16 protein-coding genes and 1 pseudogene are annotated in these 21,435 nt (G+C 39.5%); 5 read left to right on the top strand and 12 right to left on the bottom strand.

Annotated elements, in window-relative coordinates:
• Window position 1 precedes the first annotated feature (1 nt).
• The 8 genes and pseudogenes from Q0X72_RS10080 to Q0X72_RS10115 form a co-directional block, all read right to left on the bottom strand.
• The gene (locus Q0X72_RS10080; protein WP_297764794.1) at window positions 2-379 is read right to left on the bottom strand and encodes a DoxX family protein; all 378 of its coding nucleotides are present in this window, start codon (window positions 377-379) and stop codon (window positions 2-4) included.
• A gap of 39 nt (window positions 380-418) precedes the next feature.
• Window positions 419-2,680, bottom strand: coding sequence for an aminotransferase class III-fold pyridoxal phosphate-dependent enzyme (locus Q0X72_RS10085; RefSeq protein WP_297764795.1), 2,262 nt, complete (start codon window positions 2,678-2,680; stop codon window positions 419-421).
• A 138-nt stretch (window positions 2,681-2,818) separates the two neighbouring features.
• The gene (locus tag Q0X72_RS10090) at window positions 2,819-5,230 is read right to left on the bottom strand and encodes a thiamine pyrophosphate-dependent enzyme (RefSeq protein ID WP_297764796.1); all 2,412 of its coding nucleotides are present in this window, start codon (window positions 5,228-5,230) and stop codon (window positions 2,819-2,821) included.
• 156 nt (window positions 5,231-5,386) lie between these two features.
• Entirely contained in the window at window positions 5,387-8,131 is a 2,745-nt protein-coding gene (locus Q0X72_RS10095; protein ID WP_297764799.1) for a metalloprotease, read from the bottom strand.
• Between the two features lie 97 nt (window positions 8,132-8,228).
• Window positions 8,229-8,915, bottom strand: a complete 687-nt coding sequence (locus Q0X72_RS10100; RefSeq protein WP_297764801.1) for a TIGR00730 family Rossman fold protein — start codon at window positions 8,913-8,915, stop codon at window positions 8,229-8,231.
• 67 nt (window positions 8,916-8,982) lie between these two features.
• A pseudogene (gene uvrA, locus Q0X72_RS10105) lies at window positions 8,983-11,687 on the bottom strand (excinuclease ABC subunit UvrA).
• A gap of 170 nt (window positions 11,688-11,857) precedes the next feature.
• On the bottom strand, window positions 11,858-12,262 hold the full coding sequence (locus Q0X72_RS10110) for a DUF4130 domain-containing protein (RefSeq protein ID WP_297764803.1): 405 nt from the start codon (window positions 12,260-12,262) through the stop codon (window positions 11,858-11,860).
• 17 nt (window positions 12,263-12,279) lie between these two features.
• Window positions 12,280-12,501, bottom strand: a complete 222-nt coding sequence (locus tag Q0X72_RS10115; RefSeq protein WP_297764805.1) for a hypothetical protein — start codon at window positions 12,499-12,501, stop codon at window positions 12,280-12,282.
• 163 nt (window positions 12,502-12,664) lie between these two features.
• Here Q0X72_RS10115 and Q0X72_RS10120 point away from each other — a divergent pair, with 163 nt between their 5' ends.
• Window positions 12,665-13,417, top strand: coding sequence for a LexA family transcriptional regulator (locus Q0X72_RS10120; RefSeq protein WP_297764807.1), 753 nt, complete (start codon window positions 12,665-12,667; stop codon window positions 13,415-13,417).
• 11 nt (window positions 13,418-13,428) lie between these two features.
• Here the strand turns inward: Q0X72_RS10120 and Q0X72_RS10125 are convergent, their stop codons facing one another.
• From Q0X72_RS10125 to Q0X72_RS10135, 3 genes are read right to left on the bottom strand one after another with little or no spacing between them, the layout of a single operon-like run.
• Entirely contained in the window at window positions 13,429-14,130 is a 702-nt protein-coding gene (locus Q0X72_RS10125; protein WP_297764808.1) for a hypothetical protein, read from the bottom strand.
• A gap of 43 nt (window positions 14,131-14,173) precedes the next feature.
• On the bottom strand, window positions 14,174-15,895 hold the full coding sequence (gene ggt, locus Q0X72_RS10130) for a gamma-glutamyltransferase (RefSeq protein ID WP_297764812.1): 1,722 nt from the start codon (window positions 15,893-15,895) through the stop codon (window positions 14,174-14,176).
• 19 nt (window positions 15,896-15,914) lie between these two features.
• A complete protein-coding gene (locus Q0X72_RS10135) occupies window positions 15,915-16,499 on the bottom strand; it encodes an acyl carrier protein phosphodiesterase (RefSeq protein ID WP_297764815.1) in 585 nt (194 codons plus the stop codon).
• A 74-nt stretch (window positions 16,500-16,573) separates the two neighbouring features.
• On the opposite strand from Q0X72_RS10135, the gene glmM reads away from it, so the two are divergent.
• Window positions 16,574-17,965, top strand: coding sequence for a phosphoglucosamine mutase (gene glmM / locus Q0X72_RS10140; RefSeq protein WP_297764818.1), 1,392 nt, complete (start codon window positions 16,574-16,576; stop codon window positions 17,963-17,965).
• Here glmM and Q0X72_RS10145 read toward each other — a convergent pair whose 3' ends face one another.
• Window positions 17,966-18,847 (bottom strand): lysophospholipid acyltransferase family protein, encoded by an 882-nt coding sequence (locus tag Q0X72_RS10145; RefSeq protein WP_297764820.1) that lies wholly within the window; start codon window positions 18,845-18,847, stop codon window positions 17,966-17,968.
• Window positions 18,848-18,905: 58 nt separating this feature from the next.
• On the opposite strand from Q0X72_RS10145, the gene Q0X72_RS10150 reads away from it, so the two are divergent.
• From Q0X72_RS10150 to Q0X72_RS10160, 3 genes are all read left to right on the top strand, one after another.
• Window positions 18,906-19,553, top strand: a complete 648-nt coding sequence (locus Q0X72_RS10150) for a rhomboid family intramembrane serine protease (RefSeq protein ID WP_297764823.1) — start codon at window positions 18,906-18,908, stop codon at window positions 19,551-19,553.
• 157 nt (window positions 19,554-19,710) lie between these two features.
• The gene (locus Q0X72_RS10155; protein WP_297764826.1) at window positions 19,711-20,865 is read left to right on the top strand and encodes a hypothetical protein; all 1,155 of its coding nucleotides are present in this window, start codon (window positions 19,711-19,713) and stop codon (window positions 20,863-20,865) included.
• Window positions 20,846-21,298 (top strand): hypothetical protein, encoded by a 453-nt coding sequence (locus Q0X72_RS10160; RefSeq protein WP_297764829.1) that lies wholly within the window; start codon window positions 20,846-20,848, stop codon window positions 21,296-21,298. The genes Q0X72_RS10155 and Q0X72_RS10160 overlap by 20 nt, the downstream gene beginning before the upstream one ends.
• Window positions 21,299-21,435 lie beyond the last annotated feature (137 nt).

Consider the following 21,435-nt stretch of genomic DNA (forward strand, 5'->3'; position numbering starts at 1 on the left):
TCTACTTTTTGTCAATGCTGTATTTACCCGGACCTAAGAATATGATCGTTATAAATAGGACCAAAAAAAGCAACGCTTTTTCCTTTACCCCAAAGGGGTCCGAACTATGAACAATAAAGGCGGCTACCGCCATAGTAATTGCAGTAGGGACGGCTGCCCAACGTGTTTTAAAGCCGATGATCACCAATATAGGACATATAAACTCACCTATAATTGCCAGGAAGAGAGAAGGAGCGCCACCAATACCCAACGGATCACCAAATTCTAAATCTCCCGATAGTAGTTTTTGAAATTTTGGTATGCCATGCGTCATAATTAATGCTGCAGAACTTACTCTTAAAAAGGCCAGGCCGAGGTTAATTTGGAGACTGTTTTTCATTGTACATCTGGGGTTATGTAAAATAAATGTAAAGTTTTTTTATAGAAAATCAACATTTTCGGTAAGAATAGTGCCTATTTTTGAAACTAGTTCATCACAATTATCCTTATTAAACGAAAGGGGAGGTTTTATTTTGATCACATTTTCGTGGGGGCCATCTGTACTTACTAAAATATGATGTTCCCGTAAATTATTTATGAGGAGGAACGCTAATTCAGTAAGAGGTTGTCCATTTAAACCATTTAACTCCATTCCAAGGAATAAGCCATGTCCTCTTACATCTCCAATAACCGAATGTGTTTTTTGAAGGTTACGCAGTTGATCCATAAGGTAATTCCCGGTTCTTTTGGCATGTTCCATTAAACCCTCTTCTTCAATTACATGTAGTACCGAAAGCCCAATGGCACAAGACACCGGATTTCCACCAAAAGAACTAAAGAATTCTGGACCTTTCTCAAAAGATCTCATTACTTCTTCTGTGGTAATGACCGCTCCCATAGGATGACCATTACCCATAGGTTTTCCAATGATCACAATATCCGGAATAACACCATATAACTCATATCCCCAGAAAACATCGCCCAATCTTCCAAATCCAACCTGTACTTCATCGCTTATACAAAGTCCGCCCTGCTCTCTTATCTTTGGATAAACAGCCTTAAGATATCCTTTCGCCAATGGGACTTGACCACCACAACCCACAATAGGTTCTGCTATGAAAGCAGCAATATCGCCGTTGTTTTCTGCTATCTGCATTATTGTTCTTTTGGAGAACTCAGCACCCGCACTTCCATCATCAGTCCATTTTGAACCAAATACCTTTGGTAGTGGGGTTTCTATAGTATCCGTTTGTTGCCCTATACCTCCTGTGGCTTGATATTTATAGGCACTAATATTTATCCCTGTATTGGTATGCCCGTGATATCCGTGCTCCATCACCATGATCTTCTTTTTTCGAGAATGATATTTTGCCATCCTTATGGCCAGGTCACTAGCCTCGCTTCCCGAGTTTACAAAAATCACTTTGTTCAGGGAAGGGGGAAATTTCTCTAAAAGAGCTGTGCTGTATTCTTCTAATGAATCATATAAATACCTGGTATTGGTGTTCAGTTGTGCCATTGCCTGTTGTCCCGCTTTAACAACCAAAGGATGGCAGTGACCCGCCAGCATGATGTTATTATAGGCATCTAAAAATGTATTTCCTTCTGCATCATACATATATTGAAATGCCGCACCTTCCATATGGATAGGATCGGTATAACTTAAAGAAAGAATTTTTCCAAAATGCTTCTCTCTGTTCTTTAAAAGTGCGGTATTGACGGACGGAAAAGATCGGGGATAGGAACAAGCTGTACGAAATTCATTTCTTGCCTTAACAGGATTTATTGAGATCAATTTATACAATAGGTCCCAGGCACCTTTTTCACTGATGGTAATATAAGATGAATTTGATTTTTGATCCTTTGCGTAGGCCGAATTACATACGCTAATACACAGCCTGGCTGCAATAAGATAATAGAGACAATCGCATTCAAGAGCCGTAAGGGGAAGTTCTTTGTGGTAGCCTTTCAAAACCTCTATTCCAAATTTCAGAGGTTCTTCCTTATTCATCATCACATAGGTCATCGCAATAGCTACTTCAGCAATTAACCAGGAATGACACATATCCCCAAAGTCAATAATTCCAGTCACTTTTTTACCATCCGTTAAGATGTTCCAATCATTTGCATCATTGTGAATAAGACTTTGTCTAAGATCATACATTATCGGCCTTATATGCTCTTCGAATTGTAAAAAAAAGTACTCCACAAGGTTTCGATCTCTAGCATCAGTGATAGAGGTGCGATATTGATAATTCTTTCTAAAGTGTGTTAGGTCCCATACAATTTCTTTTGCCTTCAATATTTCAACATCTTCCTGTAGTAACCTATTATCTATATGTCCAAGGAACATGCCAAGAGAAGACAGTAGGGCAGGGGTATGCGATACTTCACCCAAAAATTCCCCTTCTATAAAGGTCAATAGACGGTAAAGATGATCATTGGTTCTAAAATAGGGGTTCCCTTCTTTTGTTGAGATCCTATGAGGGAAGTGGTACGGTTCTAATTTTTGTAAGTGGGATACTACATCATCTTCGGCGATAATTTCTTTTATGGTCTTTGGCTTGTTATCATATTGTTTTAGGACAAAAGTTCCTTCTTTGGAGAGCACTTTATAATTAATGCTTTCATAGCCTTCCAGGGGAGCTATGGAAGTGAGGGTAAGATTGTATTTTTTCTCCAGGATGGTTTCTATCCTCATACAGGACTTCTATTTAGACCATTAAACATAGAAATTTTCAAATAGACATAAAAGGAAAGTTAAAATTACCTAATGAGAAGTAGTAATAATGTTGAGGTTAGGATCTATAAGGAAATATTAATATAGAACACTGTCTACTTACCTTAATTTTGGATAGTCTGAAGGATTCACCTCATGCATTATACTATATGCCTTTTCAAAGATATCTTCCGCATTTGGCTTGGAGAAATAATCCCCATCTGTAGCATATGCTGGTCTATGGGCTTTTGCACTTAGTGTTTGTGGGGCACTATCCAGATATTGATAAGCACCTTGTTTTTCTATGATCTCCTGCATTAGATAAGCTGCACATCCCCCGGGAACATCCTCATCCACTATAAGTAATCTGTTTGTTTTTTTTACGCTTTTTAAAACATCATGATTCTGATCGAAAGGGAGCAGTGACTGGGCGTCTATGACTTCAATATTGATCCCAACTTCCTTCAATTCCTGGGCCACTTCCATAACAATTCTCAATGTAGAGCCGTAAGATACAACTGTGATATCTGTTCCCTCTTTTACTGTTTCAACAACGCCAATTGGAGTACAAAGTTCCCCAAGATTAGATGGTATGGGTTCTTTAAGTCGGTATCCATTTAAACTTTCAATGACCAACGCAGGTTCATCACTCTTTAATAATGTATTGTAGAACCCTGCAGCCTTGGTCATATTCCTTGGAACCAGAACGTACATACCTCGCAGCAAATGAACAATTCCTCCCATTTGAGATCCGGAATGCCAGATACCCTCCAGGCGATGTCCACGAGTTCGTACAATCAATGGGGCTTTTTGTTTGCCAACTGATCTGTATAATAAAGTGGCGAGGTCATCACTAAGTGTTTGCAGGCAATACATTACATAATCCAGATATTGGATTTCGGCAATTGGTCTAAGACCTCTCAGGGCAAGACCAATCCCCTGACCAATTATGGTAGTTTCGCGTATGCCAGTGTCCGAGACACGAAGTTCCCCGTATTTTTTTTGCAAGCCCTCTAATCCCTGATTAACATCTCCAATGGCACCACTATCTTCCCCAAAGATCAAAACCTCAGGATACATACTGAAAAGCTTATCAAAATTATCCCGAAGAATAATGCGACCATCAACCATCTCGGCCTGGTCTGCATATTGTGCCTTTATTTCCTTTACGTTGGTAGCCTTGGAGGGTAGTTCGCTATGAAGGTGCGAGCTAAAATGAGGTTGCATTTTAACAATATAGTCATCTATCCATTGAGATAAAGCCTGTTTTTCACCTGATTGTTCACCTAACAGATACCTCATTGCCTTCCTTGCGTTTGATGCAAGATCTTTTTTCAAGGGCTCTTCTATGGCAATTAGATCATTCTTTATTTTGGTAATAAAGGCTTTATTTGGACTGCTTTGTGCTGCAGCTTCGAGTAAATGAACTACTTCTTTCTTGGATTCCTTGTGAGGTTGCAGGAATTCGTACCAGGCGTCTTTGCGCGCCATTCTGATCTCAATCTTTATTTTCTTCTCCAGGGCCGTTAACTCTTCTTCTGCAGCAATTTTGTTGGATAGGATCCATTCTTTGAACCGTTTATTACAGTCGTGCTCTTTTTCCCAGGCCAATCGCTTTTCACTTTTGTAGCGTTCATGAGATCCGGATGTACTGTGACCCTGAGGCTGCGTAAGTTCAGTTACATGGATTAAGACAGGAACATGTTCTTCCCTGGCAATATCTGAGGCATTTTCATAAGCGTGAATCAGCGCAGTATAATCCCACCCTTTCACTTTTAATATCTCGTAGCCCTTTTCTTCTTCGTTTCGCTGAAATCCTTTTAAAATTTCAGAAATATTTTCTTTAGTGGTTTGGTATTTAGAAGGTACTGATATTCCATAGGCATCATCCCAAACGCTAACGATCATAGGTACTTGTAAAACCCCGGCGGCATTAATGGTCTCAAAAAAGTGGCCTTCACTTGTACTCGCATTGCCAATAGTTCCCCATGCAACCTCGTTACCGTTGTCTGAAAAGTTTTCAGAGTTGATCCCCTTTACATTACGATAGATCTTAGAAGCTTGTGCCAAACCCAATAAACGAGGCATTTGCCCAGCAGTAGGGGAGATATCCGGACTACTGTTCTTCTGTTGGGTAAGATCTTTCCAGGTTCCATCTTCATGAAGGCTAAAAGTTCCAAAATGGCCACCCATCTGCCTGCCGGCACTCATAGGTTCCTTTTCTAAATCAATGGTGGCATATAAGCCATGGAAGAAAGCTTTAGGTGTTAGATAACCCAAAGCCATCATAAAAGTTTGGTCTCGGTAGTAACCACTTCTAAAATCACCATCCTTAAAAGACCTGGCCATTGCTAATTGAGGTACTTCCTTACCATCTCCAAAAATACCAAACTTAGCTTTTCCAGTAAGTACTTCACGCCTTCCCAACACACTACATTCCCTGCTCATGACCGCTATTTCATAATCATGAAGGATCTGTTTTCGAAATTCATCGAAGGAAATATCCTCACTGGTCTGTAGATTAGGATTCATGCACCATTAGTTTGTACGAAAATATCAAAAAATGAGGATTTTTACAATGTGTTAGTACTTATATTCACTAACAATTTGTCAATAAATAGATAATATTTATTTAAAATTTAATAATAAGTTGTAAAAACAGGGTAAAAATTAGGAATTATATAACTGTTAGAACCATTTCCTGGTAAACAACCCAATAAGTGTTTTAGGGCTTATGGTAACAACGAATCTAATTTTTTCGTCATAGTCGGGCTGGGCAATTTCCCAACCCTTGTTAGAATAGAGTGGGAGGTACAATTCAAAATAATCTGTAACCAGGTTTAATCTAATACCAGAATCATATACAAATCGAGGATCAATACCTTTGTTCTTTACATAACCAAGATCTCCATAAAGTTCTATCCACCTCCAAAGATTAATACTTGCGTTTGTTGTGACGATCCAATCGTTGGCAAAGGGATTTTCTAACTGAGACTTAAAGCCACCTTCCGCTATAATTATCTGCTGACTAGTGATCCCAGATTCTTCAGAACGTCCTAGGTAATTGTAATCGAATAAGTAATCAGTTGGTCTGTCCAAAGCGAAACTAAAGAAATCGGAATTAGTCTCATTGCGTATAAATTTTCCGGCGAAAAAGCGAAGGTTTAACTGCGTGTTATTATCAAAGAGTTTCCTATACTCCAGATTAAAAGCCAGTTTGGTAAAATTGGCAGAATACTGAGCATCGGCAAACCATGAAAAATAATTTATGATCCCGTTGTTGTAATGGTTGTATCTGGCATTGAATACACTATAATCCGGATCGGTCTCAATATCTAAGGACGGGTCTATATCCCGAAGTACATTTACATAACGAAATACGAGCGACTTACGCTCATTGGAAATTAGATCATCTGGTCGCCATCCGAATCCTATTGATGGTGTTATTGTGCTGTAACGCGAATTAGTTTGAAAATGAAAGCTGGAAGCATTTAGACTGAAATTCACCACATAAAGGCCACTTTTCTGAAGGTATTTACGATAGTTTATTCCTCCAGAACCTACAAGCGCCCTTTCTTTTAACGCAAAGGAAGGAGCAAGAACAACCACAAAAGGTTTTTCTAAAAAAGTTTTATTGGTTAATCTAAGTCCAGGGGAGATACCGTCATATACATTAAAACCGGCTACGGGCATATAGAAGATCTGATTGTAATAAGGGTTCTCAGCATCTTTCAGGAATTGCAATTTTAATTTTTTGTTACTTGAGAAAAATCCGATCAAAGATTTCCAGTTATCCCGTTGATTGAATTCAGGGATTTTCTGATCGTAATTCAATACAAGTCGGTCCTCCATATTATTGGGAATTGGCACTGTATCTAATACCGTTATATCTGAAAACCAATACCTGGAGATCACAGAATCTTTACGTAGTCCAAACAATGAAATAGGTACATTGGTTCCCGTCTTGTTCTTTAGGATCACTTGAAGGCTATCTTCTGTCTTAACCACCTTTTTGATTTTAAAATCAATCCGCTTATCAGTATTCACATAGGTGTCAAAGAACCAGCTTACATTCTGTGAAACATTAGAAACTACTGTATTTTCAAAATCTTTAGGAGTAACAGACTGGAGTTTATAAGTGTTGTAAAATTCCTTAATACTCTTATTTATTTCTTCAGGACTTGTATAGGCCGCAAGATAAGACAGACCTAAGCCCGCCTTATAGTTATTGGCTATCTTTTGATTGAATTTAATAAGGGAGTCATTGGGGGTAGTTAAACGTTGATCAAGATTCTTTCTTGCAGTTAGCATGTACAAAAAAGGATACTGATCATTAAATGGCATTTGTGCTATATTAAAATTTCGAACTCCCCAAATGGAAGATAACTTGCCTAATAGTTTTTGATCCCGGTAGTAAGTGTCTACAAAATTGATCATAAGGTAGTTTACAATGGCATCCGAGACCCATTGTTCTTTACGGGGGTTTAAAAAAAGTGTTTCTCTTAAATAACTTATCAGAGCTGTTTTAAGGAACTTCATTTCGAATTGAAATTGTTCCTGATAGGGCCGTATAAAAGAAGGCAATTGGTTTAATCCATATAAGGGGTTCTTGTTAAAGTCGATCTCGCTGACCAATAGTTGTTCATAAGGAAAATCTCCAAGATTCTCATGAATGAACTGTGTAATTCTGTTGATTGAAATCCCCTGTGAGATCTCATCGTATTTACCAGATTGAATATCGGTAACTACAATTAGATAAGGAGTGACATGCTTTACAAACCTATTTCTGGTATTAAGGATGATGTCACAACTTTTGCGATTTTCCCCTTTTAAACTTGCAACTTGCTTAGTGGGGTATTGAGTGATATTTACTTCATTAAAATTGGTGCCCAGATAGAGTGAGTCTGGAAAAGTGAAATTAATATTGGTATTTGTACTACCGGTATAAAGATCTTCTAAATTCTTGTTGGAATACAATTGCCAGGTACCATCATATACGGCCGGACTTAGATACCAGTCCTTCAGGTAATAATCGCCCTTAGAATCATAGCCATAGGGGGTATACCTGTTTGGAGGTAAATTAATGGTGTAGGTAAAATACATTTTTAAAGATTCTCCCGGAGGTAGCGGACTATTTAGTTGGATCCTGATTAGGTCCTTTTCTCTAGTGCGCTTCCACGAAAGGGCCCTAAACTCAAAATCGGCCATCCCGAAGATCTGGGTTGATCCACGCTCTTCAGGTTTTGCCAGGTGCAAACTTTTTTTAAAGTCCTCAGCGAAGCGTTTTGCCAAGGCTGTTTTTTTGTCAGAATACGCATGGGTCCAGTCATTGAAGTATAATTCATGAAGTGTATCCTGAGAACTATTCTGATAAGTGAACTCTTGCTGTATATTTATTTCCCTTGTCTCTGCCTCCAAGGTAGCTTTTAGCATATTCGTATGTTGCGCAATTGCCTGAAAATGCCCTGATAGAAAAAACAGGACTAAATATTTCAATAGGACAGCAGCATTTCTTGGCACCATATTGATTTTAAAAGTTTGGGCTCAGGGCATGTCCTTTGTAGAAGGCGTCAATGATATCTACCACTTCTTCTGCAGTATCTGCTAATTTAATAAGGTGAAGATCTTCCGGGCTAATATTACCAGCAACCAACATGGTATTTTGGATCCAATCCATTAGGCCACTCCAGAATTGAGTGCCCACAAGGATGATGGGAAATTTCCCGATCTTATTTGTTTGAATTAGCGTAATGGCTTCAAATAATTCGTCTAAAGTGCCAAACCCGCCTGGCATCACTACAAATCCTTGCGAGTATTTGACGAACATAACCTTGCGGACAAAAAAGTAATCAAAATCCAGACTCTTATCTATATCTATATACGGATTGTCATGCTGTTCAAAGGGTAGGTCAATATTGAGACCAACGGAAGTACCTCCTGCTAAATGTGCACCTCTATTCCCCGCTTCCATGATACCAGGACCACCACCTGTGATAATTCCGTAGCCTGCCTCCGAAACGCTTTTGGCCATAGATACTGCTAGATCATAATAATGGTCGCCTGGTTTGGTCCTCGCCGATCCAAATATGGTTACACATGGGCCTATGACGCTCATCTTCTCAAAACCCATGACAAACTCGCCCATAATCTTAAAAATGGCCCAGGAGTCATTGGTTTTTATTTCATTCCATCCTTTGTGGTGTTTTTCTTTTCTCATCTTGTTAAACTGTAAACTGTAAAACGAATAATTTATTGATCCATTATAAAAGTCGGTAAAACAATTATCAAAGGCTCATCGCGAGGTTTAATTCTTTTTTTAAGAATTGTGCTGTATAGCTTTTTTCGTTTAAAGCCACTTCTTCCGGAGAACCTTCTGCAACGATCATTCCGCCACCTTTACCTCCTTCATATCCGATATCAATAATATGATCTACCATTTTTATAACATCCATATTGTGTTCTATGATCAATATGGTATTTCCTTTATCCACTAATCTGTTCAACACTTCCATCAATACACGGATGTCTTCAAAATGAAGTCCGGTGGTGGGTTCATCCAAGATATAAAAAGTATTCCCTGTATCTCGTTTAGATAATTCTGTAGCAAGTTTCACCCGTTGTGCTTCACCTCCGGATAAGGTATTTGATTGTTGCACCAAATAAATATAACCCAGACCTACATCTTGTATGGTTTTGAGCTTCCTGTAACATCGGGAAGAAAATTCATTTCAATCACCCGCAGACCACCACCTTGACAGGTTTCACATCTGCCGCCTTTCACATTGAAACTAAACCTACCCGGTTTATAACCTCGGATGGCTGCTTCAGGTGTTTTTGTAAACAAGGCCCTGACCTCACTGAACAAACCGGTATATGTCGCCGGATTAGATCTTGGAGTTCTTCCTATAGGCGATTGGTTAATATCAATAACCTTGTCTGCATGCTCTAACCCACTGATCTTCTTGTATGGCATTGGTTTTTTTACTCCATTGAAGTAATACGCATTCATAATAGGGTAGAGGGTCTCATTTACCAATGTTGATTTACCGCTTCCGGAAACACCGGTTACACCTATCATTTTTCCCAACGGAAAATGAGCAGTAATGTTCTTTAGATTATTTCCTGTGCATCCCTCAAGAAGAATTTGTTTGCCATTGCCTTTACGCCTTTTTTTGGGAATGGGAATTTCTTTGACCCTGGTCATGTAGTCAGCAGTGAGAGTGTGGTGTTGTTTTAGTTCGCCAGGAGCTCCTTCTGAGATGATCTCCCCTCCGTGTTTTCCGGCCAGAGGTCCCATGTCTATGACATGATCCGCGCTTTCTATCATCTCTTTATCATGTTCTACAACAATGATCGAATTTCCCAGATCTCTTAATGCTTCCAAAGACTTTATCAAACGGTTATTATCTCGCTGGTGAAGTCCTATGCTTGGCTCATCCAGAATATATAGTACCCCAACCAATTGAGATCCTATCTGTGTAGCCAGTCTAATCCGTTGTGCTTCTCCTCCGGATAAGGATTTAGAACTTCTGTTTAAAGAAAGGTAATTTAAGCCTACATCCAACAAAAACTGGATCCTACTATTAATTTCCTTGATAATATCGGTTGCTATTATTTTTTGATTTCCTTCCAATGTCGCATCAAGCCCTTTAAAAAATACTGCCAACTCAACAACATCCATGGCTGCCAGTTCGGCGATATTCTTTTCTCCAATTTTAAAATTCAATGAGGCCTTCTTAAGTCTGGATCCTTTACACTCCGGACATTGGATCTTATCCATATATTCCTTGGCCCAGCGCTTAATGGAGGTAGAATCTGCCCCTTTAATTTGATTCTTTATAAAATTTGCTATGCCCTCATAGTCTATTTTGTAGTCCCTTTTTACGCCAAGGGTTTTAGAATCTAACACAAAACTATCTTCCCCACCATAGAGAATAAGATGCATTGCATCTTCAGGGATCTGTTCCATAGGATCCGATAATTCAAAATCGTAGCGTTTTGCAATAGTCTCTAACTGTTTAAACGCCCATGATTTCTTGTATTCACCTAATGGGGCAATTCCCCCTGCTGTAATTGATAATTTCTTATTTGGAAAGATCTTGTCTTCGTTTACTTCGAAGATATGTCCGAGACCATTGCACTCATTACACATCCCTTTCGGAGAATTAAAGGAGAAGGTATTGGGTTCTGGAGTAGGGTAGGAGATACCGGTAGTGGGACACATAAGATCCCTGCTGAAATAACGGGCTTCTGTTTCACCTTCTGCCAGTACCATCATTACATCATTCCCGCTATACATGGCTGTATTAATAGTTTCCGAAAGGCGTTTATCCAACTCTTCATTTTCTGTTACCGCTAAACGATCTATGACAATCTCAATGTCGTGCATCTTGTAACGATCTACCTTCATCCCTTTTTGGATATCCCTTAATTCGCCATCTACCCTTACTTTTACAAAGCCCTGTTTGGCAATTTGTTCAAAAAGCTCCCGATAATGTCCTTTTCTTGATTTAACAACAGGAGCCAGTACATTGACACGCTGTCCCCTATAGCTAGATTTAATGAGTTCTTTGATCTGTTCATCAGAATAGCTCACCATTTTTTCACCGGTATTATAACTATAGGCATCGGCTGCCCTGGCAAATAGCAGTCTAAGAAAATCGTATACCTCGGTTACGGTTCCAACGGTAGAACGAGGCGATTTGGAGGTGGTTTTTTGTTCTATGGCTATGACCGGTGAGAGACCGTCGATCTTGTCAACATCCGGCCGTTCCAGACCTCCTAAAAACTGTCGCGCATAGGCTGAAAATGTCTCAATGTAGCGTCTCTGTCCTTCAGCGTATATGGTATCAAAGGCCAGGGAAGATTTTCCACTACCAGAAAGCCCGGTAATCACTACCAATTTTTCTCTGGGAATGCTGACATCTATGTTCTTTAGATTATGGACCCGCGCTCCTTTGACCTCAATATGTTCATCAAATTTTGTCATGCAATAAGGCAAAGTGGCAAAGGTACTGTTTTGAGCTATAAAAAAGAAGTTGGTGTCACTTGTGTATTGTTAATTCAAAATTAAATAGATGAATGACAAATTCCTTTAAACACGATTAAAACGTTTATTGCCATAACAAGTAGAGACGATGACATTTAGAATTGATTTCTTTAAGCCACTGCCTGAATATGGCGCGATTTCCGGTCGCTTTTTCTTAAAGAATGCTGCTCTGGCGTGTCCATCTTTTCAGGACGATCAAGGGAAGATGCTCCAGAATAATTTTCTGAGAAAAATGGTTCTAACTGATCCGGGGGTAAGGTTGTAAAAGCCATGGCACCATTCCTATGATGTAAACCGTAACTCCTTTTGGAATCATAAATCACCCATTCCTGTTCTTTATAGCGGGTTCTAAAGAACTTAGAGATCAGCGGAAGAACATTAAACTTGGGTTGAATAGTATTGATAGAAATACTATCTCCCGTGTGATCTATGAATAACTTCCGCTCAATGGTCCATTTTTCCTTTTCTACTAAGTTTGCTAGTTGTTCTATATGCAAATTATTGGTGACCGACATCCCTTTATTTTCTAAACCTACATTTCCTGTAAGTTGCTGGTGGAATTGAAATAATTTCCATTCAATATTCTGTTCCTCACTAAGGAATGCGAAATACAGTCTATAAATAGCACCTCTTGTTGATCTTGGGTTTTTTGAATGCTCTCTAGGGTAAGGTTTCTTGCTTGAACTTCATAAAGTAACGTAAGAAATCCATTAAAACTTCCATCATAAAATAAGGTATCCTTTATATGTTTCATAATGCCATTATGTTTAATTCAGTTTCCAAAGGGTTATGTATATATTCCAAATATATGGATATATTCCATAATATGGAAATATTCCTATTATAATTTTGGATATATTCCAAATTATGTATCTTTGAAAGGAAGAACACTTTTTTACTTATTTACAAAAAGAATTATGGAAAACGAATTAACTATTAAACGTTTCATTGATATTCGCCGTGGATTGGGTTATACGCAGGCAGAATTTGCGGCCTTATTAGGAGTATCCAGTACTACAGCAGATATTGAAAGAGGACGTACAAAGCTATCGGGCAAAGTAGTTTCTGAGTTGTTAAAACAATTTAAGATCAATCCATTATGGCTTTTTGGTGAAAGTGAGCAACAGTATCTGGAGTCTTCAAATACCAGTGTAATTCCAAAAGTAGTCACCGTAGACAGTTCAGATAACGAGAATATGGTGCTGGTAAATGCCAAAGCCGCAGCCGGTTACCCACAGAACATCCAGGATACTACCTGGTATCGTCAATTACCGGCCTTTGATCTTCCCATTCCGGAGTTTAGAAATGCTACATATAGGGGGTTTCAGGTAGAAGGAGACAGTATGCTTCCCAATCTAAAACCCGGAGAATGGGTTTTAGCCAAGGCTGTTGAAGATATAAAAGATGTGAATCCGAATAAGATCTACGTGGTAGTATTACAAGATTCTGTGATGGTCAAAAAAATTGAGCGTCCGCCAAATGCACAGCAGCTTATGCTGATCTCATTGAACGAAAACTATCCTCCCTATCAAATAGAACCATATCAGATCCAGGAATTATGGCAGGTGAGCAGTAAGATCACTTTTGGGGTTGATGCAACTACAGAAAATGGTTTGTTGAGACAGCTTCAGGAATCCATGGAAGATCTAAAAAAACAATTGAAAGCCTAGTAACTTCAAGGTCACCATGCTCGCACTGTACCAAGATCTAGTGTAAAAGGGCCTACTTTATGGGATTGAGGCAACAAGGCACCACTTTCTGTTTTATGCCAACCCTCCCAACTTGCCTCAAAGCCATTTAAAGGAACTATTTGAACCCACATTCTAAAACTTACCGGGAGTCCTGTTTCATTCAGTTCCCAGAGATAAGAGTCGCCAGGGGTGTCTCCCCCTGAAGTATAAGTTACCAAAAGGCGATTGCTCCCATCTTCTTGCGGAACCAAGCTTCTTTTTGTGCCTTTATCAAAAACCTTAAATGGCGCAACTAACCAGAAAGAATCATTGTTAAAATAAGAGACCGCTTGTTTTATTAGCTCCCGTCTCTCAGGTTCTGTGATACTTTTATCTGGGGCTTTAATTATGCTCTTGTCAGGATCATTTAAATTTACCAAAACAATATTTTCACCCCATTCAACTCTTGCCTTGCCCATAGCCTTATCCCATCGATACTGATGTTTCCCACGTCGATAGGACCAGGAAAGATACCGTGTATTTTTATAGGCTTCGTGGTTAATTGCATCTAACATTTTATGGGCCAATATATCTGCTTTTTCAGGATGCTCACCTGTAGGAACCGGATCATTGTAATACAAAAGTTTTAAGCCAAGAATTATAAGTATCAGCAGAATAAAGACTCCAATAATTCGATTTAACCAACCTTGCATTTAGATCATTTTTAAAGAAAAAATTATAAAGACTCTCACAGTTTTAATAGCCCACTGCCTTATCATCGCCCCTTGGATCGGCACCTCCTTCCAGTCGGCCATCGGCCAGGACCCTGATGGCATCAACCTTACCAATTACCGGCGTTCTTCCTTCATTAATCAAATAGCCTTTTGCCTTCAATGCTTCCTTGGTGCTTTCGGGAAACCCATCCGGTTCAAAAATGATAAAATCAGGGAGCCACTGATGATGAAATCTGGGTGCCTCTACGGATTGTTGCATACTCAGATTAAATTCATAAGCGTTGAGAATTGTTTGAGCAACAGCAGTAATGATAGTAGACCCCCCGGGAGTTCCAACCACTAGCCAAAGTGCACCATCCTTTTCAACGATGGTGGGTGTCATGCTGCTCAGCATTCGTTTTTCAGGGGCAATGCTATTGGCTTCCGCTCCAATAAGGCCAAACATGTTGGGAACCCCAGGTTTGGCACTAAAATCATCCATTTCGTTATTCAGAAAGAAGCCTAGTTCATCACAATATAATTTGGAACCATATGCGCCGTTTAAGGTAGTTGTTGCCGACACAGCATTCCCTTCGGCATCTACAATGGAGTAATGTGTAGTCTCTGCGCTTTCAATGATCTCAACAGTTCCGTGTGAAACATCTTCAGACTTAGTGGCCTGTTCAAAAGAAAAGGTCTCCATACGTTTGCTGAGATAACGATCGTTTAGAAGAAAATCTAATGGAATATCTACAAAATCTGGATCGCCCAAATAGTAATTTCGATCTGCATATGCGCGCCTGAATGCCTCCGTTAAAAGCTGAATGGCTTCAGGGGAATTATGATCAAAGTCACCTATATCATGTGGTTCAATCATTTTAAAAATCTGATTGATGGTAACGCCCCCGCTACTGGGTGGACTCATACTGATGATCCGCAGGTCCTTATATTTAAATATTACCGGTTGTCGCCATACTGCTTCGTATTTGGCAAGATCCTCCTCTGTTACAAAACCTCCTTTTTCCTGAATAAATGAAGCCAGTTTTTTGGCAGTTTCGCCATTGTAAAACTCATCTCTACCATTTTCCATTATCCTTTTAAGGGTCCTGGCAAGGTTGGGAAAATGCAAAGTGTCGCCTGCTCTGCATGTGGTATAAAAAAGGGTTTCTTCCCCATTAACTTCTAAAATTTGATCTCGGTAATGGTCCCATCTAGCTGCCTGGTTTTCGGTAACAACCGCACCCTTTTCCGCAAATTCTATAACGGGTTTCAGGATCTCATTCATTGGCAAACTTCCCATCTTTGCATGTACTTCAAAAACACCTGCTATAGTACCAGGAACTCCTACAGCAGTAGCTCCTACCGTACTCATCCCGGGAATTACATTTCCCAGTGAGTCCAGATACATATCCTTAGTGGCTGATAAGGGTGCTTTCTCGCGATAATCCAGAGATCCTACGTCTCCATTAGCTTTTCTATAGACCATAAAACCTCCACCTCCTAAATTTCCCGCGAAAGGATAGGCAACTGCCAAGGCAAGCTCTGTAGCTACCATAGCATCGAAAGCATTTCCTCCTTTTTCTAGAACAGCTACTCCTATTGCAGAAGCCTCTTCCCGTGCGGAAACCACCATGGCCTTGTCTGTAATAAGTCCGGTGGGTGCTGCAGGAGCTCTCCTGCATTGAACACTATTAAAGACAAGCAATACCAGTAAGAATAGCGCAGTAGGACTTAAGATTGTGATCTGTTTTATTCTTGTTACCATACGTATAAGGAATAGGATTTTACAGGTCTTTGTATTTCTGATGCGAAAAGATAACTAAATCTTTAAAAAAACTGTGGAATTCTGATTCGAAAAGATCATAATGCTTCTGAAGGTCGAGGACGGCCTTATCCATGTTACTGCGTTTGCCGGTACGCCGGTAAAGTCCTTTTAATACTTTATCAATGCCTTTAATATGGGCATAGTTCAACAACCAGTTATCTCCGATCATATAAGGCATCATTTTTTTAGTAGGTTCCGGGAGTAGCTCGTAGTATTCAGATAATAAGGCATAAAATCTCTCTACAAAGGTTTCCAGGGGTTCCTCGGAATACTTCAACCAGTTTTTTGCCAGAAAATGATCGTAATAAACATCTATCACCACCCTGCTATAATGTCCTTGATTGATATGCAGGCGTTTACTGCTCTTTTTGTGCACAGGATGTGCATCAGTATAGGTATCTATTGCTCTATGAAGCAAAATTCCTTTTTGAATGGTCTCAGGAAAATGGGTATATCGATTCCCACGTATACTATCAGCAATAAAATTTCCAATGCTGACCTCGTCATCATCAAAAGAGAGATAAATATGAGCTAAAAAATTCATCGCCCGAATTTACAAAGAAGGGCCTCACCATAAGACACTATACGTGTATATTTGCAAAAACTTTTACCAACATTATGACACTAATAAAATCCATTTCTGGCATTCGCGGCACCATTGGGGGAACACCCAATGAAAATTTAACTCCGGTAGATACAGTAAAATATGCTGCGGCTTATGGCACCTTTTTAAAGAATCAGCATCCAAAAAAACAACTTAAAGTGGTCATTGGAAGAGATGCACGAATATCAGGAGATATGATACAGAGTCTGGTGGTTTCAACACTTGTTGGACTGGGAATAGATGTGGTAGATCTTGGACTCTCTACCACGCCAACAGTTGAAATTGCTGTTCCTTTGGAGAATGCGGATGGTGGTATCATATTAACTGCCAGCCATAATCCTAAACAATGGAATGCGCTAAAATTGCTCAACAATAAAGGCGAGTTCTTAGATGCAGAAGAAGGAGCACTTATCCTTAAACTGGCAGACAAAGAGGATTTTTCTTTTGCAGAGGTTGATGCCTTGGGAAGTATTAAGAAAAATGATTCTTATATAGATATTCACATAGATGAAGTCCTCGATCTTCCTTTAGTAGATGCGGAGACCATAAAGAAAGGAAAGTTTAAGGTAGTTGTAGATGGGGTGAATTCTTCTGGTGGAATTGCCATTCCCAAATTACTTGATCAATTAGGAGTAGAAGTTATAAAATTATACTGTGATCCCACAGGGCATTTCCCTCATAACCCGGAACCTCTGAAAGAACATTTAGGAGACATTTGCAAGTTGGTGGTCAAAGAAAAAGCCCATTTTGGTATCGTAGTGGATCCGGATGTGGATCGGCTGGCATTTATTAGTGAAGATGGGGAGATGTTTGGGGAAGAATATACCTTGGTGGCCTGTGCAGACTATGTTTTAGGCAAAACGCCCGGCAATACAGTATCTAACCTTTCATCTACTCGTGCATTGCGAGATATTACTGAGAAACATGGTGGAAAATATAACGCTGCAGCCGTGGGAGAGGTAAATGTGGTGGCATTGATGAAGTCTTCTAAGGCCGTTATTGGGGGTGAAGGAAATGGAGGTATCATCTACCCTGAAAGTCATTACGGTAGGGATGCTCTGGTAGGAACCGCCTTATTTCTAATGTTAATGGCCGAAAGAGGAGGGAAGGTAAGCGAGTTGCGTAAGAGTTACCCCTCCTATTTTATGAGTAAGAAAAAAATTGAACTCACTCCAAGTATAAATGTAGATAAGATCCTGGCAACGATGGCTGCTACATATGCTCATGAGAATCCCAGTACTATTGATGGAGTGAAAATAGATTTTGCCAGCACCTGGGTACACTTGAGGAAATCGAATACCGAACCCATAATCAGGGTTTATACGGAAGCTCCCAGTCAAAAAGAAGCCGATGCATTGGCGGATAAGATTATTTCAGAAATACAGGAGATCACAAAAAAGGGATAATTACTTTACAGGGGCTTTGTCTCTGTGTTTCCATCGTCTGTGGGTCCATAGGTAGTGTTCGGGACGCTCCTTTATCTGTTGTTCTGTAAGTCTTAGAAACTGTTCCGTGATCTCAAACTCCTTTGTGCTCTTTCCATTTCTCGTTATAGGGATGAATTCGGCCCTGTAATAACCTCTTTTTACCTTAGATACCTTTAAGAAGACTACTGCCAGGTCTAGTTTTTGGGCAAGAACCTCTGCTCCGTTAAAAACAGGCACCTTAATCCCCATAAAGGTGCTCCAGTACTGGGCTCTGCTTGCCATGGGCGACTGATCGCTTACCATCCCATATATGCCCGTGATACCTTCTTGTTCATTCCGGATCATAGTTTTAAAGGTTTCCCTTTTTTCAATGGGTGTAGTATTTAATTTTGAACGAAATTTTTTAATCATCCGATCAAAATAGACATTTCCAATTTTTTGATATACAGCAAATCCTCTTGATTTTGTGTAATTGTTTATACTAACAGTCCATTCCCAATTGGCGTAATGTGAAAGGACAATCAATATGCTTTTCTCCTTTTCAATTTCCTGAATTAGTTCGATGTTTTCCACATGAAACCTATTTTTTATAGCCTCTTTGGAGAGATGCATGGTTTTTACCATTTCGAGAAGTATGTCACAAAAATGCTTGTAAAAATCTTTCTGAATTTGATTCAATTCTTCGGCAGATTTTCCAGGTAAGGTTAATTCTAAATTGTCGCGCACCACTTTTTTCCTATATCCAATAACGTAATACAGCATGAAAAACATAAAATCTGAAAAGCCGTAAAAAAGGCGATGTGGAAGGATAGAAATCAGCCAAAGAAAAGGGTAGGCCAAAATATAGGTAAGTAGTTGCATTCAATATAAAATATGGGCAAATATAGCTATATTTGGCCCCAAACATACCGTAAAATTGATGAATTTACACTGGGCCACGTTGGCCATTATTGCAGCCAATGTGCTGGTCTCCCTTAAGGGATTTAATGATCAGGGGTTCTTTGAACGATATAAATTTGGTATTGGTGCAATCCAGGCCGGACAGAAAGACAGGATGCTTACTTCAGGCTTTCTGCACGTAGACCTATCGCATCTTTTTCTGAATATGTTTACGCTCTATTTCTTTGCAGATGTGGTCATACGCTGGTTTGGACCCACAAAATTCCTGCTTATCTATTTTGTTAGCTTATTGGCCGGGAGTCTTTTGGCTTTGTTCTTTCATAAGAAAGAACCCCTCTACAGTGCAGTAGGTGCCAGTGGGGCAGTAACAGGCATCTTGTATTCCGCGATTTTGCTTCAACCCAATATGCAACTGGGTATCATGTTTATCCCAATTCCCCTGCCGGCTTATGTCCTGGGGATCTTGTATATGCTGTATTCTATTTACGGGATGAAAAAAAGACTGGGAAATATAGGACATACGGCGCATTTCGGTGGGGCAATAGGTGGGTATTTTATTACCCTGCTGTTTAAACCGGATCTGTTTGTCACAGACACCCTAATGGTTATTCTTCTTGCCCTGCCAATTGTGATCCTTTTTATCCTGGAAAAACTGGGTAAATTGTAAGGGAATTCTTATTTACCCAAAAGCCCCTGATTCCCTGTAATCATTGATTTATACCTTGTTAAATGTAGTTCATCTAATAAATTGTTTAGGAGACATACTTTATATGTTTTTTTGTCGTTAATGTAGAGCCCAAACTACGTTATTAAAATACCTACTTATGAAAACAGGAATATTTCCAATATTTCTAATGGTCTTAGTTCTTGTCACTTCTTGTAGTGATGAGACAACTATCTTTATTGACGAACAACAATCAAGTATTTTCGAGGAAAACGATGCTATTAAATTAGCGGGCAGTATTAATTTTGATAAGGCTGGCGTTATTGATATCTCTATTGATGAAAATTACACCACCGGAAAACGCGCATTTAAAGCCGCCGAAGAACCAGCTGGTAATTATCCCTTAACAATGATCGCCCAGGTCAATCCACCTACCTACGGACCAATAACGGGCCTTACGGCTGCCCATGTATTTGTGGAGGATGACTATGCCTATGTTGCCTATAATATTGCCGGTGATGAGTATTCGGGAGCAATAGATATTATTAATGTATCGGATCCTACCAATCCTATAGTTACTTCTAGGGTGGTATACGCCAATGCAGACATTAATTCACTACAATATTCAGAAGGATTCCTATATGCTGTGGGTGGAATGGACGCTACTTCCAGCTTTACAGCCCTATCTAATTCTTTTATCACCAAAATTCCTGTTTTTAGTGGGGTCATGGATACGAATGCAGGAGTAATTTACGGGTTCCAGGCCGGTGACAATGCTACAGATATTGTCATTGACGGGAATGAGGCTTATGTAACCAGCGGGAAAGACGGGACTATCACCATATATGATACAAAAGACCTCGACATAAAAAAAGAAGTAGCATTTACAGATCTTCGGTCGTTGGCTTTTGACGATAACAAATTGGCTCTTTTAGATGCTAGTTTGGGGATTAGGGTCTTAGATGACAATCTTAAAGCCGAAAAAGAAATAGCAATAAACACAGATTTTGGGTTGTATACAAAAAGGTCTATAGATTTTATAGGAGACAAGATCATTGTAGCAGAAGGCTCCAAAGGTGCCGGCGTTTACTCTTTTGATTCAGGATCACTATTGCAGTATATACCAATCCTAATTGATCCGAATGAGGCACCAATAGGCGATATTGTAACCAATGCGGTAGCCATAAATAAGGAAATGGTTTTAATGGCCAATGGAGGTGCCGGACTTTCAATTTCTGATGATGAAGGAAATACAACAGAACCTTATGGAGTGTTACAATTAGACGGATCTATAGTTGAACAGATTATCCCTTAGTTTGGAAGCCCAGTGCTCTTCTTTAGCAGAATACAGTGGGTCTGCGAAATTGGTGATCAATGAAGGTGAGGATTATGCCTTTAGTGGTGCCAAAAGCTTTAATTTCATTAAATTAGAAAAGGATGCGTCACTACTTTTGTGCGGTTCCTGGACTGTAAGCAATGACGTAGATATAAAGGAAAATGCCCTTCTGGAATTAAATGGTTCCATGAGTGTAGGAAGTAATAAAAAGCAAAAAGAAATTAAAGTAGAAAAAGGAGCAACCTTCAGAATAGAAGGGAATATAACGATTTACGGAGATTTAATTCTTGAGGATGACTCCACAATTGAGTTTATTGGTGAAGACTCCGTAATGAACATATTTGGGGAAGTAGATATGGGCGATGATGTTACGGTGTCAGGAGTCTTCGAAGACGTACGGAATAGATTTTAAATTGAAACGTATGTAATTACAATAAAAAACCCTGATGGGCAAGCATCAAGGTTTTTCAATTTTAATTAAAGGTATTATTGAAGAAGTTCGTTTATTTTGTCCTCGAGGGACCTTCCCCTTAAATTTTTTGCGACAAT

This window comes from uncultured Muriicola sp. (genome assembly GCF_947258935.1).
Lineage (GTDB): Bacteria > Bacteroidota > Bacteroidia > Flavobacteriales > Flavobacteriaceae > Muriicola.

What these genes read in the sequence shown, in the direction of transcription:
- Q0X72_RS10080 (WP_297764794.1), bottom strand. Translation starts at nt 379, where the DNA reads ATGAAAAACAGTCTCCAAATTAACCTCGGCCTGGCCTTTTTAAGAGTA.
- Q0X72_RS10085 (WP_297764795.1), bottom strand. Translation starts at nt 2,680, where the DNA reads ATGAGGATAGAAACCATCCTGGAGAAAAAATACAATCTTACCCTCACT.
- Q0X72_RS10090 (WP_297764796.1), bottom strand. Translation starts at nt 5,230, where the DNA reads ATGAATCCTAATCTACAGACCAGTGAGGATATTTCCTTCGATGAATTT.
- Q0X72_RS10095 (WP_297764799.1), bottom strand. Translation starts at nt 8,131, where the DNA reads ATGCTAAAAGCTACCTTGGAGGCAGAGACAAGGGAAATAAATATACAG.
- Q0X72_RS10100 (WP_297764801.1), bottom strand. Translation starts at nt 8,915, where the DNA reads ATGAGAAAAGAAAAACACCACAAAGGATGGAATGAAATAAAAACCAAT.
- Q0X72_RS10110 (WP_297764803.1), bottom strand. Translation starts at nt 12,262, where the DNA reads ATGTCGGTCACCAATAATTTGCATATAGAACAACTAGCAAACTTAGTA.
- Q0X72_RS10115 (WP_297764805.1), bottom strand. Translation starts at nt 12,501, where the DNA reads ATGAAACATATAAAGGATACCTTATTTTATGATGGAAGTTTTAATGGA.
- Q0X72_RS10120 (WP_297764807.1), top strand. Translation starts at nt 12,665, where the DNA reads ATGGAAAACGAATTAACTATTAAACGTTTCATTGATATTCGCCGTGGA.
- Q0X72_RS10125 (WP_297764808.1), bottom strand. Translation starts at nt 14,130, where the DNA reads ATGCAAGGTTGGTTAAATCGAATTATTGGAGTCTTTATTCTGCTGATA.
- ggt (WP_297764812.1), bottom strand. Translation starts at nt 15,895, where the DNA reads ATGGTAACAAGAATAAAACAGATCACAATCTTAAGTCCTACTGCGCTA.
- Q0X72_RS10135 (WP_297764815.1), bottom strand. Translation starts at nt 16,499, where the DNA reads ATGAATTTTTTAGCTCATATTTATCTCTCTTTTGATGATGACGAGGTC.
- glmM (WP_297764818.1), top strand. Translation starts at nt 16,574, where the DNA reads ATGACACTAATAAAATCCATTTCTGGCATTCGCGGCACCATTGGGGGA.
- Q0X72_RS10145 (WP_297764820.1), bottom strand. Translation starts at nt 18,847, where the DNA reads ATGCAACTACTTACCTATATTTTGGCCTACCCTTTTCTTTGGCTGATT.
- Q0X72_RS10150 (WP_297764823.1), top strand. Translation starts at nt 18,906, where the DNA reads ATGAATTTACACTGGGCCACGTTGGCCATTATTGCAGCCAATGTGCTG.
- Q0X72_RS10155 (WP_297764826.1), top strand. Translation starts at nt 19,711, where the DNA reads ATGAAAACAGGAATATTTCCAATATTTCTAATGGTCTTAGTTCTTGTC.